Origin of the sequence: Paenibacillus sp. UMB4589-SE434, assembly GCF_030226685.1 — a bacterium.
In the GTDB taxonomy this organism is placed as follows: Bacteria; Bacillota; Bacilli; order Paenibacillales; family Paenibacillaceae; genus Paenibacillus_B.
Map to the genome: position 1 here is coordinate 192,130 of NZ_JASOYK010000001.1, position 18,464 is coordinate 210,593.

The 18,464-nt window shown below is 39.0% G+C and carries 18 protein-coding genes; 7 read left to right on the forward strand and 11 right to left on the reverse strand.

The annotated features are described in order from the left end of the window. The first annotated feature begins 109 nt into the window (after window positions 1-109). The 3 genes from QP775_RS00880 to QP775_RS00890 all read left to right on the forward strand — a co-directional run bounded on the left by QP775_RS00880 (window position 110) and on the right by QP775_RS00890 (window position 2,079). A complete protein-coding gene (locus QP775_RS00880) occupies window positions 110-538 on the forward strand; it encodes a peptidylprolyl isomerase (RefSeq protein WP_239327141.1) in 429 nt (142 codons plus the stop codon). A gap of 321 nt (window positions 539-859) precedes the next feature. Continuing rightward, window positions 860-1,714, forward strand: coding sequence for a M12 family metallo-peptidase (locus QP775_RS00885; protein WP_285102849.1), 855 nt, complete (start codon window positions 860-862; stop codon window positions 1,712-1,714). Window positions 1,715-1,728: 14 nt separating this feature from the next. Then, entirely contained in the window at window positions 1,729-2,079 is a 351-nt protein-coding gene (locus tag QP775_RS00890; RefSeq protein ID WP_285102851.1) for a hypothetical protein, read from the forward strand. A 474-nt stretch (window positions 2,080-2,553) separates the two neighbouring features. Here QP775_RS00890 and QP775_RS00895 read toward each other — a convergent pair whose 3' ends face one another. Continuing rightward, a complete protein-coding gene (locus QP775_RS00895; protein ID WP_239327145.1) occupies window positions 2,554-2,907 on the reverse strand; it encodes a hypothetical protein in 354 nt (117 codons plus the stop codon). Window positions 2,908-3,561: 654 nt separating this feature from the next. Between QP775_RS00895 and QP775_RS00900 the strand changes: the two genes are divergently transcribed. From QP775_RS00900 to QP775_RS00915, 4 genes are all read left to right on the forward strand, one after another. Then, window positions 3,562-4,272 carry a transglycosylase SLT domain-containing protein gene (locus QP775_RS00900; protein WP_285102854.1) on the forward strand — a complete coding sequence of 237 codons (711 nt, stop codon included), beginning with the start codon at window positions 3,562-3,564 and terminating at the stop codon, window positions 4,270-4,272. Between the two features lie 457 nt (window positions 4,273-4,729). Then, entirely contained in the window at window positions 4,730-4,993 is a 264-nt protein-coding gene (locus tag QP775_RS00905; RefSeq protein ID WP_285102856.1) for a hypothetical protein, read from the forward strand. A 216-nt stretch (window positions 4,994-5,209) separates the two neighbouring features. Continuing rightward, complete coding sequence (locus QP775_RS00910) at window positions 5,210-5,470, forward strand: DUF1858 domain-containing protein (protein ID WP_285105650.1); 261 nt, start codon at window positions 5,210-5,212, stop codon at window positions 5,468-5,470. Continuing rightward, window positions 5,463-6,698 (forward strand): DUF438 domain-containing protein, encoded by a 1,236-nt coding sequence (locus tag QP775_RS00915; protein ID WP_285102858.1) that lies wholly within the window; start codon window positions 5,463-5,465, stop codon window positions 6,696-6,698. Before QP775_RS00910 ends, QP775_RS00915 begins: the two co-directional genes overlap by 8 nt. Window positions 6,699-6,795: 97 nt before the next feature. On the opposite strand, the gene QP775_RS00920 is transcribed toward QP775_RS00915, so the two are convergent. From QP775_RS00920 to QP775_RS00965, 10 genes are all read right to left on the reverse strand, one after another. Then, window positions 6,796-7,182 (reverse strand): hypothetical protein, encoded by a 387-nt coding sequence (locus QP775_RS00920; protein WP_285102860.1) that lies wholly within the window; start codon window positions 7,180-7,182, stop codon window positions 6,796-6,798. Between the two features lie 18 nt (window positions 7,183-7,200). After that, window positions 7,201-7,917: a peptidoglycan DD-metalloendopeptidase family protein gene (locus tag QP775_RS00925; RefSeq protein ID WP_285102862.1), complete on the reverse strand. Its 717-nt coding sequence runs from the start codon at window positions 7,915-7,917 to the stop codon at window positions 7,201-7,203. 15 nt (window positions 7,918-7,932) lie between these two features. After that, the gene (locus QP775_RS00930; protein WP_285102864.1) at window positions 7,933-8,331 is read right to left on the reverse strand and encodes a phage holin family protein; all 399 of its coding nucleotides are present in this window, start codon (window positions 8,329-8,331) and stop codon (window positions 7,933-7,935) included. Window positions 8,332-8,436: 105 nt separating this feature from the next. Further along, window positions 8,437-10,248, reverse strand: coding sequence for a CBM96 family carbohydrate-binding protein (locus QP775_RS00935; RefSeq protein ID WP_285102866.1), 1,812 nt, complete (start codon window positions 10,246-10,248; stop codon window positions 8,437-8,439). A 33-nt stretch (window positions 10,249-10,281) separates the two neighbouring features. Continuing rightward, window positions 10,282-12,543, reverse strand: a complete 2,262-nt coding sequence (locus QP775_RS00940; RefSeq protein ID WP_285102868.1) for a hypothetical protein — start codon at window positions 12,541-12,543, stop codon at window positions 10,282-10,284. Window positions 12,544-12,591: 48 nt separating this feature from the next. Further along, complete coding sequence (locus tag QP775_RS00945; RefSeq protein WP_285102871.1) at window positions 12,592-14,337, reverse strand: discoidin domain-containing protein; 1,746 nt, start codon at window positions 14,335-14,337, stop codon at window positions 12,592-12,594. Window positions 14,338-14,353: 16 nt separating this feature from the next. Continuing rightward, a complete protein-coding gene (locus QP775_RS00950; protein ID WP_285102873.1) occupies window positions 14,354-16,519 on the reverse strand; it encodes a discoidin domain-containing protein in 2,166 nt (721 codons plus the stop codon). 14 nt (window positions 16,520-16,533) lie between these two features. Then, on the reverse strand, window positions 16,534-17,220 hold the full coding sequence (locus QP775_RS00955) for a hypothetical protein (protein WP_285102876.1): 687 nt from the start codon (window positions 17,218-17,220) through the stop codon (window positions 16,534-16,536). Between the two features lie 13 nt (window positions 17,221-17,233). Continuing rightward, window positions 17,234-17,815, reverse strand: a complete 582-nt coding sequence (locus QP775_RS00960; RefSeq protein WP_285102878.1) for a hypothetical protein — start codon at window positions 17,813-17,815, stop codon at window positions 17,234-17,236. A 14-nt stretch (window positions 17,816-17,829) separates the two neighbouring features. Further along, window positions 17,830-18,444, reverse strand: coding sequence for a hypothetical protein (locus QP775_RS00965; RefSeq protein ID WP_285102880.1), 615 nt, complete (start codon window positions 18,442-18,444; stop codon window positions 17,830-17,832). Between the last annotated feature and the right edge of the window lie 20 nt (window positions 18,445-18,464).

The window sequence follows — 18,464 nt, forward strand, 5'->3', positions numbered from 1 at the left end:
GATTTCGTTCTGGCTGTAGTCATGACGTGTTTGTTGTGTTGAGTCCGCCTGCAATGATATACTGTACACGGTGTGTTTATTTCGTATATGAGAAAGGATGTTTATTATAATGAAAAAAGCAAACATCACGCTGGAAAACGGCGGCCAAGTTGTCATTGAATTGTTCGAAAATGAAGCTCCAGGCACAGTTGCCAACTTTGAAAAATTGGCGAACGAAGGATTCTACAACGGTCTGTCCTTCCACCGTGTAATTAAAGGTTTTGTAGCTCAAGGTGGTTGCCCTAACGGTACAGGCACGGGTGGTCCAGGTTATACAATCAAATGTGAAACAGCTGGCAACACGCACAAACACGTTAAAGGTGCTTTGTCAATGGCACATGCAGGTAAAGATACAGGCGGCAGCCAGTTCTTCATCTGTTATGATGCATTCCCGCATCTTGATGGCGTACATACTGTATTTGGCCAAGTCATCGAAGGTGTTGAACATGTCGATGCCATTAAACAAGGCGACAAAATGGCTAAAGTTGAAGTAGCATAAGCAGCATAAAAAATCCTCTTAGTGTGCATTTCAATGCTCTAAGAGGATTTTTTATATGCTGAAAAGTAGATCTCATCTTATCATTAAGTCGTTCCTTGTACATAAAATTATTCTAAAATAGTTAATACATTGAAAGTCAAGCAAAAGGATTTAATAAAACCAGCGATACTCATTTAACTAACCTTTAGATTGTGTTCCCGCAGAATGTAGCGCAATTAAAATGTGGAAACCTCTATATTGATTTTCGTTCCACCTTCTCTTCCTGAACCTGTAAGATGATGATGAATCTACTATATGAGGAGAAGAGAGGATGAAATGCAATTGAAGAGAATTGGTTTGATGATTTCCGTTTCCTTGTTGGTACTGACGGCTTCTTTGCCAAGTTTTCAAATTGCCCATGCTGTTGAAGCTAAACAGAAAGGAAGCGATACTGTAAGCGAAGCAAAGTGGTATGCAGAAAATGCAACATTGTCTGAGGGACTGAAAGGTTATACAGATAATTCCCTTTCCATTCAATCACAAGATATCCTTAAACCTAATATAGAACGTTCTGAGGATGTTGTTATTACAGACGAAAATGGTAAAGTGATTGGGAAACTGACGTCACCTAAGTCTATCATTACACCATCTCTATCAACTTTGGCGACTGGTAGGGTCGCTACAGTGGGAATTAAAGTAGACGAAGAGTATCGTAACAAATACTGGGACTGGATTACTAGGGTGAGGGATATTGTAGAGGTTGCAGACGATGCTTTTAACAGAGATTTCAATATTGATTTAAGTGTGAAAAATATCGGATATTGGATGTCATCAGGCAATAACGACGCTGAACTCATTAACGAACTGAAGGGGTATGGAACAAATGAATATGACTTTGTCATCGGCTTTACCTCTGACAGTAAGATGGATACTCAAGGAGTAGCTTTCCAATATAACAGCCCTCCACCCGGCGAAGCATTTAGTTTAATTCTTGATCAAAATGCAGCACGGACGGCAAACGCTGTTCAACACGAATTATCCCATAACTACGGTCTAGGACATGACTCAATCGATCCTAACTCAAGCTATCCAATTTGTATAATGAATTATGGAACCGTGTATTCAACTACACAGTGGCATACAGAGCATAAAAACCTGTTATCTGGACGCACACATTGGTATGGTGTTGGGCCTTAAAGGAAAGGTGACAAATGACTATTAAACGTGTTGGTTTGATAATAATAGTTCTCATATCCATTTTCAGTTCAGGTTGTTCGGACGCCCGAAGCAATGTAAAAGCACCAAGAGACCCAATGTTAAGTGAGGGCTTGACCGCTGGATGGATCATGTTTGAGGGGAAAAAATACCCGCTATTCGAGATATACAAGTCAGACACGTACGATGAGAAAGATTTCGAGTCAACAAATTCAGTTACAGGATCAGATGATAAAGCACATCAAGGTTTAACGATATTTATTAATAAAAAAACAGGAAGCCTTTTTATAAAAGATAACGTTGGTGATTTGAACTGGATGGAATATAAGGTCGAAGAAAACAAGTAATGATTTAACAAAGTAAATCTCAGCATTAGTCTTTAAAATGATCTCTTCTTTGAAAAAATACCCCTATATCCGAATTGATAAAATGGATATAGGGGTTTAAATATTTACTTACTGAAAGACAAGCCTTCTATAACTATGATCTCAATCAATCGTTGTTCTTCTTCTGTTATAGTAATACTCAATTCATTTAAAGCTTTCTCATGTATATAAGACAAAGTGAATATGTTATGGAGTGAAGCTGATTCATAAGAAGCAATAGTCAAATATGAAAATTTTGATTGTATTTGTAATCATAAATCTCAGGATTTTGAAGAAGAAATAAACACATATTTATTTAGGATGTTCAATTGCATATTTGTAGAAGCGACTTTGAAGAATTAACATATTGTTACAAAAAGTTAATAGATTCAGAAGGAACGAATACGGCCAAACATAGAATAATATGCTTGGCCGTATTCATCTTTATGCAATTTATTAATATACTTGATGTAAACTAACAGGTCCTAGACTACCATAAGATCCTTGGAATTGTCCTTTAAGGACATAAGTTCCTGAACTAAGATAACCTACTGAAAACTCAACAGGACTTGGAGTGGTGGGTCCGATATTCACGGTAGTTGAGAATACTTTATGAAGTTGACCGGAGGGCCCTTTGGAATAAAGCGATAGCTCAACGGTTTCATTCGTAGAACTCCATAGGCCAACACTTAATTTATGTTGAGCAGGTTGGCTAACTGTCAAATCATGTGATGTTGCAGTATAGGCAGCAAGTGCGTTAGTAGAGAAAGAGAAGAATGCTAAAAATAGGATCAGTACTACCTTTTTCATTAAATTCACCTCCCTTCTAATTTATGGAGTGTCTGTAGAGAAAAGGTGGGAAATGGTCAGTTTAGATAGTAATATTTTAACTATTGTATCAAAACAAAGAGTATATGCATATATATTTTGAATTAAAAAATTACACCCGAATATGTACAAAACATTTATATTAATGATAACTTGTCGAACAATTGCGATAGATCTTCTATGAAGGCATCGTAAACCGACCTTCAACTGAGACATTTACGAGTGCAGTTGTTAATCAAACGAATGGCACCGGAGTCTTGTTGATGTTCTTTTACTGTGGACATAATTAGAGGAATACTGGTATGATCCTGCTCTGTATTTATAAAGTCAGACCAAATGCTATTAAACAAGGCGACAAAATGGTGAAGGTTAAAGTACAATAAATAGAGGTAAAATGTGGGATTGCATCTGGTATATACAGGTGTCGTCTTTTTTATTTTGTTAGGAGTGGCGGGCTTCTTTACTAATGTAAGCGCATGCGTAAATCTGAAAATTTTTGAAAAATAATGATGGGAATTCATGTAAAGGCGTGTTTTATTCTGAAATTTATGGTTTAATGTAAAAATGTATTCGGCAGAAACAAATCCCTAGGAGAAAAGTCATAGTTCTCTAGGAGTACAGTTCAAGGAGTTGGATATGGCTAAAATAGTTCTATCTCTGTTGGGTGCAGTAGTGTTTTTTACATCTTCTACTCAGCAAGAAACGAACAAGGCGGCACTGTTGTTAGAAAAATTCAAGACAAGCCATGCTTATGTCATTGATTTTTCACGTTCATTTATAGCTAAGGCTGGCTCCAAAAAACCAGTTGATCAGCGGAAGGCTGTTAAGTCTAAGGAAGTATCGGTGCTTGGCACGTCCAGCATGCGTCCAGATGTTCCATCTATTAAGCTTCCAGAGGATGTACTAGATATGATCTGGGATGAAACGAATAAAGAAGGTATCAACTACTACACGTTTCTGGGCTTGATCAAGGCAGAGAGTAATTTTGATGGACATACTGTTTATCATAACGATAATGGCACAAGTGATTATGGCCTCGTGCAAATGAACTCACGGAACGTCAGCAGATTGGCGAAAGAAATTGAAGTAGCCAAGATTGATGTCTTTAATCCTCAGCATAATGTGCTGTTAGGAATTGAGGAGTTAATCGAATGCCGTGCCTACTGGGAAGGCGAGTATGAAGGCAAGCAGTTGGAGAAAGCGATGCTGCTGGCATATAACCGCGGGCGCGCTGGTTCGAAGAAATGGATTGACAATAAAGGAATAATGGATAGTTCCTATACAAAAAAAGTATTAAAATATAAACAGCAATTTGAGCATGAAGCGCAATTGGCGCAATCTCGATAAAGCTGATCATGATCATTATTGATGCAGGAATAAATAAATGGCGAGTTGGTTGACGTCATTTCATACCGTAATGAGAAGGAGCGCTTGATTATTTATGGCTCGCTGCAATTTAATTTACTTTTATGACACCTTAAGTTATCCCCGTTTTCACTCTCTCTCATTACACTTCCGAATACATGCTTTTCATAATATATAAATATACCTGCTTTATTCCTGCATCTTACTCTTTTTATAATGCTAACGATTTACTTACACAATTGCTTGTTGTGGGCGTCTCTAACTTAATTCGGCATCTGAACCTTGCTTTAAATTAAACATGAAGGAATATGGAGTCGTACAGCCAATTATGGTAACATAGAATAAGTTGCTCGAACTTTCTATTTAATCGAAGGAGTATGAAGCAGCAGCGATAGAGGTATTACTTCTTTTGGATTTACACTGAAAAGAGGTGTGAAGGTTGCTTTATGTCATAGTAGCTGTAATTTTGGCAATTGCATTGATTGTCTATGTTGTGCTGCGGCGTATCAAGAGTCGTGAAGCCAACAGCAATATCGTGTCGATTGATAGGTTTAAGGCCAAGCAGTTGGGCGGACAGAAATGTTCCTATTGCAAACAAATGTCTGGTAAGCTTGTATTTTATGCTGATCATAATGGATCAGTGGTTGGTGTATGTAGACAATGCCGGCCAATTGCAGAGCGCAAAGATATGCTGCCTATATGAGTGAACACAGCCCGTATTCCTGAGGACAGGAACACGGTTTTTTTGTGTTCAAAAAAAAGAGGGAATGACGCGGTTATTACTGTGTACTGGTCTTTAGGTTACTTGATTGTGAAGCATTTAGGTACGCGCTCCTTTATCAAAGTGATTGTAATCACAAGAGGGTTTTGCATCCTGTGTTACATTTCTTGTGAGAAGTATTCTCATTTTGAAAATGGGGTGATTAGACTGGGTGTATCCTCACTTGATTTATCTAAAAGTATATATGAATTGTGCCAAGAAAATGAGGAGATTGTCTCGATTATGGTTCAATTGGGGTTTGACCAAATTGCAAATCCGATCATTCGTAATACGGCTGGCCGTGCGATGACAATTCCTAAAGGCGCTAAAGCTAAAGGGATTTCCATTGGTGTTATTATAGAAGCTTTTGAGCAAGCGGGTTACATGGTTATAGGGAAGGAGCTGTTTATTCATGAGTGAGATCATTAACAATCGTGAACGGGACCGATTAAATACAAGCATGCGACAGCAATTGTTAAAAGACATCATCAAACAGCTGCATGAAGGCAAGAGTGTTGATGACGTCAAGCGTCAATTTGAGGAGGCTGTTGGAGACGTCACCGTCGCCGAAATATCCGCAATGGAACATGCACTGATGCAGGAAGAGGGCATCCCTGTGGCAGAGGTACAGCGGTTGTGTTCCGTCCATACGGCGGTATTTAAAGGATCGATACAGGAGATTCACCAGCCAGCAGCCACAGAAGAAGCTGGCCATCCAATTCATACCTTTAAGCTGGAGAACCGCGAGCTGGAAAAGCTGGTTCAATTCAAGTTGGAGCTTCATACGGAACGGTTTGCTAAGGATGATCAGGAGCGGAATAAACTCAAACTGCTTGAAGACCTCGCACAGTTGAGGGGAATAGACAAGCATTACAGCCGAAAGGAAAATCTGTTGTTTCCCTATTTGGAGAAATACGGTATCTTTGGCCCGACGCAGGTCATGTGGGGAGTGGACGATGGCATTCGTTCGTTGCTAAAAGACGCAGGACAGCAGTTAGAAGCGTACGCAGCAGGTAGCGGATGCCAGCAAGCGATAGTTGAATTGCTGCGCCATATTATTCAAGAAGTTAACGAAATGATCTTCAAAGAAGAGAATATTTTATTCCCGATGGCGATGCAGACGTTAACTGAAGACGAATGGGTTCGTATAGCAGCTGAGAGCGCAGATGTGGGATACTTCTTGGCTGAGCCGAGTGGAGTCTGGGTTCCTGCACGCGAGAAGGTGGATTCGAGTGGAATGTTAGATGGTGTTGTGCGTATGGAAACAGGCATATTGTCCGTAGCACAGCTGGAACTGATGATGAACCATCTGCCTGTGGATTTAACGTTTATAGATGAACATGATGTCGTTCGTTACTACAGCCACGGCAAGGATCGTGTGTTTACTCGAACTCCGTCCGTAATCGGGCGTACAGTTCAGAACTGCCACCCGCCGCAAAGCGTTCACATCGTCAATCAACTGCTTGATGACTTCAAAGCGGGACGCAAAGAAGCAGAAGATTTTTGGATACGTTTTAAAGACAAGTATGTATTGATTCGTTACTTTGCTGTACGTAATGCAGCAGGGGAGTATAAAGGTACACTGGAATTCACACAAAATATTGCGCCTATCCAGGAAATCACTGGGGAGAAACGAATTAATTCGTAAGCAGATGATAGAAGGATGTTAACTATAATATAATCTTAAGGTTCTAGAAAGGGATCATTCCATATCAACTAAGGAATGATCCTTTTGAATGTAGAAACTATGGTTGTTGTTGATAGCGGAGGCATTCTTCAATGATGAGTTCAAGCCACCGTTCCTCTTCGCCAGATAGCTGGACATCTAATTTCATTAGTACATCTTTAGATGCTTGGAGAGCTATCCCTTTTTGTATTTCTCCATTGTGCGCAACCAGATCCGTTACAAACTCTGTTATTAAGTTAGCGATATCTGACATCAGAACTGCGCGTTCTTTTGCTTTTGGCTGCATGTGGATGAGTTGTAGGACAATATTTACGATTCCGAATATCACCTTTGCATGATCTATTCTTTCTTGATTTAAGATTCCTTTTCTAAATAGCTTGGGAAACAGGATCAGACTGGCGCTAGTACAAATGACTACAATGAGCAATATAAAATAATCTGACATGTTTGGACTCCTTATTGTTTATGTAGTGATATAGATTTCTTTTCCTGTCCAGTTCACTTTGACATGCAGCAATTGTTCAAAAACTCGAACAGGTACGTATAATTGTCCGTCCTTCATTTTGGCTTCTGACACGTGTTTCCCGTTTACTGCTGCTGACACCCCATTCCAGGTTATGTTGGCCCCTAGGCGCTCTCCTAGGAGGCGTAATGGGGCGTACGTGATGCCATTTAGATAAGTGCCGTTACAAATGTATTTGTTTTGAATGGAAATCGGGATTGGCTTTGTTGTTGTTTCTGTCTTCATGGTTTTCAATAAATAGGTTTCTGGGTGAGTATCGGTTTTGAATCCGTAACTTGGAGTTGAACGGCTGCGTACTTCAAAGTGGAGGTGAGAACCTGTAGACCTGCCGGTTGATCCTTGTGTGCCGATTGTTTGCCCTGCTTTGACAACTTGTCCAGTTTGAACCATGATGCTATCCAGATGCGCATAACATAACAGAGCCCCATCATTAGCTTGAATAGCTACGACGTTGCCAAAGCCTCCAAAGCCAGAGCCCGCAACCCCCATTCGTGCATGAAGCACGATGCCTTCTGTAAAAGAAAGAATAGGGGCCTGATGGGATTTAACCAAATCAATGCCTGTATGCCAGGTACGATTCCCAGTGAAGGGATCTGAGCGCCAGCCATATGTGCTTGTAATGCGATAGCCGTATGTCGACCAAATCGTTGCAGTCATGATGATATTATCCTCCTAATTTTGTGAGTTACCCTTGTTAAGTTCTTGTTCGATGCGATCACCGATCAACGTAATATGTTTTTGGCCTGCATCTTTCAAATTTTCGTAGATGGAACGAAATTCTACTAAACTGAAGCCACCTAGGATTGCGTACTGGAATAAATCTTGCAAATAAAATGAATGCTGTGCGAGCGTAAAGAGCACCATATAGCTGGTAAATTTCCCGAAGAATCCCGAAAATAACTTGCGTGATAAAATACTTCGGTTATTTCTGAGTTCTGCCCACACTCTGGTAGCTACATCCAAAAAGATAATGAGTAGAATGGATTGGAGTTGTACCACGGACAGACCTGTAAAATAAAAAATCCATCCACCGACAATTCCACCAACATAGAACGTATAATCTGAAAACATTTTAAATGAATACTTGGCCGTAGATATTGTTAATTCTTTTAGGTACACAAGATCAGTCATCCTTCCTCCGCGTTAAATAAAAAAGCTACCCCAAATGGGGCAGCTTTACATAATATAATAATAGGCGCCAACCATGCCTTTTATCGTAATCGAGCAGTGAAGATCGGATACGTCTCGTACTTGAATTTGAGCGGTTGCTGGCAAGTTGTCGTATACGGTCACTCTAGGATGTATGTGAGCAGAAAGATCTAATTTAGATACTGTTAGGGAACTGTCTACCTGGTGAATCTGATGAACAGTCAATTGGCCGTCTATTTGACTAATTTGATGGACGGTTAGTGTTGAGTCGAGGAACTTGCGTTCATATACTTGGATAAAGGCATCTGCATAATGGGAGTATATAACGCCAATTGAAGCTGACAGGTCAAGTTTATTGATGTTAAGCACTGCTGCTGTTGAATCGTAATGTGGAATGTGAACGAATGCAGGGAACTCATTTTTATCCTGTACTCTAATTGTAATGCTGGCAGGAATATCAGGTTTGCATACACCCAATAATGCGGATGCATCGTGTTGCCCCTCTAGCTTCACTGTTAATACAGCGTTGATATTAGATGAAGTCTGTTTGACATTTGATACGACAAGACAGCTATGCAGATCCTGCACATTAACGCCAAGGCAGCTTGTTTGGTAAGCTTGTTCCCATATGGCTACTTTTACATAACTTGATAAAAAGGCGTTAGGATCAATAATCACGGTTGCAGTTAAATCTCGTTTAGACACTGTCAAGCTTGCTGTTTGTTCAGATATGCTAGCTTCAGAGATGTACATGTAGCTTGCGATATCATCTGTCATCGGGATTGAGCAGGTGACCTGGGCCGGTAAGCTTAGATGTGTAACGGAAAGTGTCGCTGGCAATAGTAAATGTAAAGGTACTTCAGGTCTGTGCACGTATAAGGATGCTGGTATGTCAGTAGCTCCATAATTACTTTTAATAGTGAGTTTCCCAACTATTTCTTTGCGCCCTGTCCCATTAATAAACACGGTTGCTTCGGTATGGCTTCTCCCGATACTATAAATCGCATTTGAGATGTACGCAGCGATTAATAAGGGAGGATTTTTGGACTCCCGTGTATAGAAATGAACACTTGTATCATCAGGACTGTCCATAAGAAATCCATAGGCAGGAATAGCTTGACTAATATATCGATTGCAAACGTCAAGTATATCAAATTCAATGTACCGTTCCTGTTTATTAACCGTGTACTGGTGCTGAAGCAGCTCGACCGCATAGGGTTGATTGGCGTAAGTAACTCCTAATTCACGCCAGATCGTATTAGGCTGCTGCAAATGAATACGCGGCTTGTTATTCAGTGCGCCAGCATAATAGATTCTTAATTTGGCTTGTTCAAGCGCATATAAATCAGGGATGCGTTCTTTCAGGTTCCCGATATCAACGAAGCTGGTGTATTCTTCGTCTCGCTCTTTCCCAATCATCATACGCTGCATGTCACCGTAGTTAATCGTCTGGAGATCTGCTCTTGAGCGCGTAGTAGCATCTGCGATAATCGGAAGCTCCAAGTTTTTTCTCGGCGCAGGCATTAACTCATAGTGCACATACATTTGATTATGAGGTCGAACATCGATAGTTGAGCTTAGATTATTAGCGCCAATGACCTCAAGCGTTGCATTTAACTCATGTTCACCTTTGTATTGAATTTCTAATGTGGAGTGCAGGTTATATTGAACATTTTGTTGTACGGTGAAAGTGGTATCCATGTACTCCTTAACTCCAGTTGTAACCAGCAGGCTAGAGTTAAGATGTCCTTCTCCGTATCCGTACAATTTAAACGTACCGACCATTTTATTTGAGGGAGTACGTATAAATAAAGTACTGTCTATATCGTGATGATCCATATTTTAATCACTTCCAATCTCATTGTATTGAGATTAAGCCTTATCGGCTTTGGCTCGAATTTCGATTCGTCCGTTCGGAGTAGGAGGGGCGTCAATGTGGGTGGATAGTCTCACATAAAATTCGATCTCAGCGCCGTCTTTAACTGTAAATGCATAATTTAGTTTATCGTTTGCAAGGAAGGGATTCGTTGTAGATGACAGCTCTAGTGCGACTCCAGATGGAAGGCCTGTCGGTTCCACTTCCAAAAGCAAATTTTTAACATCATAACCTAGCTGATTTTTAAGCTTTATTTTATGTTCTAATGAGGTTTGACCAGCCACTAACGTGCCAATATCCAAATATTCAAGAATGCCGCCGAAGGTGTCGGAATAGTAATCACCAGACTCATTCATAAACATTAGGCCCGAATAAGTGCCTGTAAAAGTAGTCTGCCAGGTTTGAATGGAACCCCAATAATCCTGATATTCAAAACGGAGTGTATTCAACTGGTTAAAGAGAAGATTTTTTTCAGGAATATTGATACTAATGTCATGTGGTGAAGGATATAGGCTCGTAAATTCACCTGTGGTCGGGTAAAGTGGTTTATCATTAAGTACAATTCTATATTTTACTTTACCATGGTCAGCATCCACCAACTTGCCGATTAGTTTATTCCCTTGCAGTTGTAAGTCAAGGGTTGCTGGTGTATTCAGGAGATGTAAGGAAAGGTCGCTAAGCTTGACGTCATCCAGACTCGACTTGATAATGAGCTTGCTATGATCAACTAGAATCTCTTCATTTCTATGGATGCTCAAATCCAAAAAATAGGCGAATCGTACGGAACGACCTTTATTAGAAAATTGCTCTGGTTTAATAGCCGTTATTTCTGCCAAAGTCATGCCTTCTGATTTTACTTGTTCCAGATTAGACAGATCAACAGATCTCCATGTCCCAGCAGTTAAGGTTTCCCATGTGGCGCCATTATCAAATGACAGGACATATCTAGCGGTGCCTTTGTATCCATTTCCAGTTAATTCTTCGATCAGGATAGATTGTAAATGTCCGTGTAAAGGATATTCGACATCGCTGATGACAAGCTCAGGGTGTGGGATTGCCTTCATTTGTAATTCAAGAGGAATATCATCATAGCTTTGAATAAAAGTAGGTTGTGGATTGCCTGTTGGGACGTAAGTAACAACTTCAATCGTTGGTGAAATGGCTGCGGTTGCAGTCCATAACGCTTCACTGATGACGGAAAGATCTACCATACCGTGTTTATCAAATTCCTCTTTGGTGGGGGGGGACGTTCTTACGGTTTCCCAGCCTTCCATTATTTCGGGTAGCTCTGGCGTAATCATTTCCAATTCACCAATAACTAGAATACTATTACTTCCATCTACTTCTTCTGTAACATTGATTCGATATTGATAGTAAGAGTTATTATTGTTAATATTAAATTCTTTTTTACTGCCAACAGTCCAACTAGTGATATCTGTCTGGGTGTCTAATATGATCCAATTTATACCATCTTGTGAAGCTTCAAAGGTCCAGTCTCGGCACATTCTAGGTATTTGAGTATCGGCACCCCTTGGCTGTAATGTATACTTCACGATATTTGATTTCGTGTAAAATTCAAATCCGACATAACCTAATTTACCAGTGTTGGAAGCCCATGCGTTTGTTCCGTTTGCGTTTCCATCAAATGCTCCCCACAAATTGTAACCATACAATACGGGGCTGCTAATGACTTTACCAACCGAAGATGTTGCGCTAGTCATGACCGGAATTGCATTCATACTTGGTTGAAAAGGTTTGTATGGAATATACTTTTTGTATTCGCTATTCTGCATAAGAATAAGACTTTTATTTTGTAGAGGTAGTGTTTTGAACTCGAACTCATGTACATAAGGTGATTGACTTTGTATACCAGACACACCTAACAATCTATAATACCGATAATATTGGTTGTGGGAGATTAGGGTCTTAATAGTCGATGCAGCGGCCCCACCGAGAGTAAATTGACTAGTGACTTCTATCCAAGATGAGTTATCATTGCTTCCTTGCCATACCCAAATACCGTGAGTAGAGGCATTATTTTGAACTAGTTTAAACTCATCAATATAAATTCTATTGTTAAAGTCGAAGGATATAAATTTTTGAGCCACTTGTTGATTTCCTGAAAAATAAATATCATTACCCATGTTGCCATCAATTAAATTGTAAATATTAGTCGTAGAAAATGAAATCGTATTGTTAATCGTAATTAAGTGTTTTCTGTTACCTTTGCCACCATAATTATCGTAACTGGTATTCATTCCATATCTCCTTTACATTGAATTGCAAAAAAGAATACTAGTAATCCATTATTGACCACCAGTGATTGCTTTAGTGCCACTGCCCTTCTGTAGTTCAACCTTTGTGCTGTACATATCTCCCTCCGTATAATGTCCCTTATAATCAGCACGAATATGATCAGAAATAGTTTTGGTGATTTCTCTGGTCCACGTAACAACTTCAATATCACCATTTAGTTCATCAAGAGGACAATAATTTGAATTAATATACAGATCTGCAGTTTGGATGGATTGGTTATTCGAATAATACAATACTTCAAATGTATCAGCGTGTTTGTCAGCAAATGAAAAATCATCTGAATCGACCTTCATGAATATCTCTGAAATGGGCAAGTAATCCGTGTATACACACAGCTCAATATCTCCTTCAAATGCACTCCAAGAAGCAAGGTTGATCAACGAAATATCATCCATACCGTAATTTAAATAATGTTGCTCTGTTGGCTCTAATTCCGTTACTTTGTTCCAAATGAAATGGTTGAAATCAAAACTGTATGTCTCATTTTTGTTTTTAACTAAACATTTTAGGTTGAGTTGGTGTTCATTTTTAATATCCACAGAGTGAATAGATGCTTTGGACGTTTCTATTTTTTGTTTAAATAATTGTCCATTACCAAGAGGAAATCTGTTCTGGGCTACAATAAAATGTGTATCAAATGATTGGTTGAGAGGGAAGAGTATTTTATGGTCCATTCCATATTGTATAAAGTGGTTCTGATCGATATTTGTTGTTTTGGAACCATCAATAATATGTAAGATGTTTTGATACATTTCCAGTCTTCTGACTAGCAAGTAATCGCCACCGTTGTTATCTGTAATATTAATTCTATACTTTTTAAATTTTTGCTGGGACGTCAGGTTAGTATAATATCTAGTTTCATTCTGTTTCCAATTGATTTGATTATGTTGCTTGTCCAAGACGATCCAGGACACACCATCATTACTCCCCTCAAACGTCCATTTTCGAGGAGATCTGTTGAGATCATCTGTACTATCTATCGTTTGAACACCATATGAATCAACACGTATAGCAGTTTGAAATTCATAGCATAACCATGCTGGTATCCTCCCGCTGCTCTCCCAGCATTCCTGGTACTTGCTAGTATGAATAAAGTCGGAGAAAGCTTTCCAAGCATCATGACTAGAATTAGCGATTGAACTTGCACTTGCAGAGCCGCTTGGTGATACATTGGATGTCATTATAGGTATAAGATTAGGGCTGTTAGATGTAGCGTAATACTTATTATCGTGTTTAATAAGGTAGCTGTCTTCAAAATTAGATTCAAACATTTCAAATTCTTGTACTCCAACATAGGAGGTGCTGCCATTATTTTTCGTAATATTTATTCTGTACATAAGAAAATGATTTGTATTAGAGAGAACAAATTCTTTCTTGCTCCATAGTACCCAGTCTGTTACATTTGTTCTTGTGTCCAAAATAACCCAATTTACACCGTCATTAGACGCCTCAATTGTCCAATCTCTTGGAGCTGTGTTCGTACTGTTATAACCATGTATAAGACTATACTTGATAATACATTTTTGGGTGGGAAATTCATATTGCAGCCATCCTGTTAAAGTGCCCGAAGCGGTGACCCAGCTGTCATAGGATCCCGTATTTGTTATTTTTCCATCAAATGCTCGATATGCAAAATAAGCGCCGCTCGTACTAAATACCGAACTTGCGCTAGCTTTCCCACCAGGGGTTGTATCAGAGGTCATATCAGGAGTTGCCTTTTTTAATGCACGAATCATTTTAGTACCACCCTTTCTATCTTATATCTAATCTATTGATTTCAATAAATTTGTTATAATCAACCTGGGTTTTAAATAATGAACCGTTTCCTAAAGTTGATTTAATCATAGGCTGTTTTGTTATTTTTTCACTCCTGTTTAAGGTAGACAGGTCATCTATACCGTTATGTTCGAACAATTGCTGTGAAGGGGCTGAGGTTAGCGTTACCCATTGTGATCCTGTATGGGATTGGATAATCCCATGTAATTCAAGCTCCCAGATATAAATATATGAACCTCCATTGCCTGTGGTTATAAATATTCTATATATTTTATAGGCAATTGTATTATTTATTTTAAACTCTTCTCTAATACCTGCTTTAAAACTAGAAAATGATTTTTGTGTATCCAAGACTGTCCATTTGATACCATCATGCGAGCCTTCAAAGGTCCAATCTTTTGGAACTTGCACACCACCACTAGTTATTAAAATATATTTATCTACTACTTTAGGTTGCTCAAATTCGTAGGATAACCATTCATTTGATGTGGTCTTGGAGTTCCAATAATAGGTGCCTGATGTCGTATAACCGTCAAAAGCTCTCCAGGCAGTATATGTAGAATCATAGGAGCTGCTAGCATTAACGATTCCACTGGGTGTTGTATTGGATGTCATCGTACTGTTTAGCTTTCCATAAATCTCTGGAGTTTCTGGTATATATTTTTTATATGTTCCATTATGATAGATTAATGATTTAGTGGGTTTGTATTCTACAATGATCATCGGCCTAAATCCAAGATCAGCAGCAGAAGATAAGCTAGTATTGTCGCTAATCTGATGGGCAGCACTTTTTCCTCTGAATACGCGACGTGTAGCATCTGAGGATTTGGATGATCTTGTTATGGACCACATGGAAGACCAGTTCCAGATCTTATCATCACCAGCACTAATCGTCCCGTTAAGTGTACTGTTAACGATGTACTTATCCCAATCGTTATTGATGTCCGCAGCATTAATACCGCCTGTCATTAGTCTATTAATGATGGTGTAATTTGATTTTTCAAGCAGGCGTATTTCACCAATTCCTGGATTACTTGATTGTCCTTTTTGAATATCGAGTCTGTAAAATCTGTATTTATTAACATTAACAAAGTCAAAATGAACGAATTGCAGGATTTCAGGGTCCGGGATGTTAGTTAATGTTGATAAGGTAGTCCAGTTAACATTATCATTAGAAGCTTTAATCATAAAGTCTTTAGGGAAGTAGCTGGGAGTGCCATTAGGTCTGGATAATGATATTCTTTGAATCCTTTTCTCATTGCCCTTACCCAAATCTATTTGGAAGTAAGCAATCGAACTTGGGCTTCGCCAAGACGAATGATGAGTTCCATCAATGGTTTTATCTGCCGTATTCGAGCCAGAAGAATCAGAAGCAGATAACATATTTTCGGTTAGTATCACATGTTCATAATTTAATTCAATTCCAGAGAAACTTTCCATACCATTTTTAATATAATCATTTACGGATATTCCAGTTTGAACATTACGATCTGCAATGAGCATATATCTTCCATGTACATCTTTGTCCACACAAATAAAATAAAAGTCCCCATATGGAGTGTTTCCAGGAATAGAAGGAGACAGAATTGGTTTGGATGCTTTGCCAAAGGAGGATAGGCTCGCTTGCGCTAGATGGTTAGAACCCCAATAATTACATCGAATACGTTTTCCAATATCCATTTCGGAAAAGTCAAATACCTCATTATCCGTTACTAGATATCCAGTATCATCAATATCGATGGCATCTAGTGTCAGAGCGTAGTTTGTACCTTTGTGTGCTGTTGTGATCATGACATCGTGAACTTTATTTTCTAGTCCTGTTTTTTCATATACCAGTGTTGTTGTAAGCTCCGATTGTAATCCTGTTTCTGCATAGGTTTCTTTTTGTCCATCAATGGAAATATGTACGTTACTGGAAGAGAATCCACCTTGTCGGGTATAGGTTAATATTCGTAATTTGGTGCCTTTGAATTTAAAAGAAATTGTACTATCGATTTCAGTAGTTACCTTGGAGGTTTTATTGTAGAAAGTACCAAGACTCCAATCTGTCCATGCTCCTGTAAATTTAATGTCAGGAAAGCTATCATCATATCTTGTCCACCCGGATTCAGGGTTTAGCAGGCTTTCACCTATTACTGCCATTCTGTTCACCTACCTTATTCTTTATATTGAAATACTGGGCGTAATCCTGTATTAGCTACGTCATTGATTCCATAAGGAAATACATCAGCAAAATCTCCTTGCTCAACCCCGCGTCTAATCCTTCTATTATAACCGTCCGAAACATTCATCGATTTACCATTTAGATATATATAGTTCCCTGTTATGGAGGCATCCGTGGTTAATGTATACTCTGCATTATAATGAAATACATCATCTAATGTATTACCATATTTAATTAAGTAGGATGGGAAGCGTTTGATGTAGGTATCATATTCGTTAGTAGTAGGGAAGGCACCATATTTTATATCTACTTGATTCAGCGTTGGATTTCCGTCAGCATCTGCAAATGCACAACCACCACTTAACGAACGTGCCACAAAGGAGAATCCTTGATAGTTCATTTCTGCGCCTTCCATTTGCTTGTTGGCATTGTACGTACTCCAAGTTATACGAGTTTGCACGACGCGGTCTGAAATGATAAACCCTTTGTCTACCTTAATACCGTACCAATAAGAACCGGTCATGGGATCTGTTTCGCCCTTGATGTCTCTTTCTTTTAATCCAGTAGTAGTTACACCAAAAGAATACTCTGAACCTGTATAGGAAATAGTGATATAATCTCCTATTTTCATGTCAGCGACAGTCGTTTTTAGACTGCCTGTTGTTGCAGGAGCTGCCATTTCAACACCTCATCTACTTTTTAATGATTTCCAAAGCATTAATTTTTTTGAATTTCTGATGTTCTATTTTTTTTCTTAACAGTGTGCCAGTACCCTTCCAGCTTCCGTCGAATTCATATTTATAGGTGTACTCCTTTTTCAGTCCTAATGCGCCCGTATTAGAAGTAATCGTTTCTTTGTTGTATTTGCCCTTGTCAAATGCATCTACTGTAAAAGTAGCATCTGTAGGAGAAGAGGAAAATTCAATTTTGATGCGTGCAAATTTATTTTTAGGTGTCTGCATATTGCCCGTTTGTACATCTACTTCCACGTAGGGTGACCAAGTTATTTTATCTGCTGAAGACTGTGCATAAATGGTATAACTTCCGCCATTTCCACTTACTATGGTGTTGGATGAAATTTGGTGAAATGATGCTACTTGATCATAGATAGGGATAATGCTGGATTCCCAAGTTCCTGAAGGCTCATAAACGGTGTTTCCTTTGTCATCTTTTGTAATTTCAGACAACTGAAGTTTGCCGTCTTTTAAAATGGTTTTATTAAACGTACCCATTTGCAAATCTATAGGAAGCTTTATTTCCTGTGTATTTACCACTACTATTCACCTCTCTATCTAATTTCCCAATTTATTGTTCCCGCTGCTCCGCACTTTAATGGCGCTTGAATGGTGTCAATCTTAAATCCATTACGGCGAATAATAAGTTTGCCATCCAGATCTTTATCCGTAGTTATTTTAATTTGTAGGAAAGAAGCATCTTGGTAGGGAACACCGAGCACACATTGAAAGTGAATGTTTACATCCAGTAGCTGCATCGTTTTTTTATAGCCCATATTATACTGAACGATGGTCTGTTCAAACATGCCGTGGTTTTGGTTTGTTCCAAGCATACAAGCATCTGCAACCGCGTCCTTATATGAAATAATGTCATTGTAGAGGAACGTACGACCGGTTAGTGGAAATTCTACTCCATCAGCTTCATAGGATATCGTGAGACGGTGATCATTCAGTGTGAATGTACCATCCGCTACATTTATATAAACCTGAGAACCTTCTCCTATTAACCCGAACCGAATCAGTTTATCGCGTTGAATATGGTAGAATGAATTAGATTGGTGTGTGGTTAAATTGTACTCGGCTAAATGAGTACCATCATAATATTCGGCTATCCAAATAAAACTTTGAGGCACGGGAGAATACGTGTACCGCTTGTTTCCTAATATCAAATCGATCCCTCCATTGTATT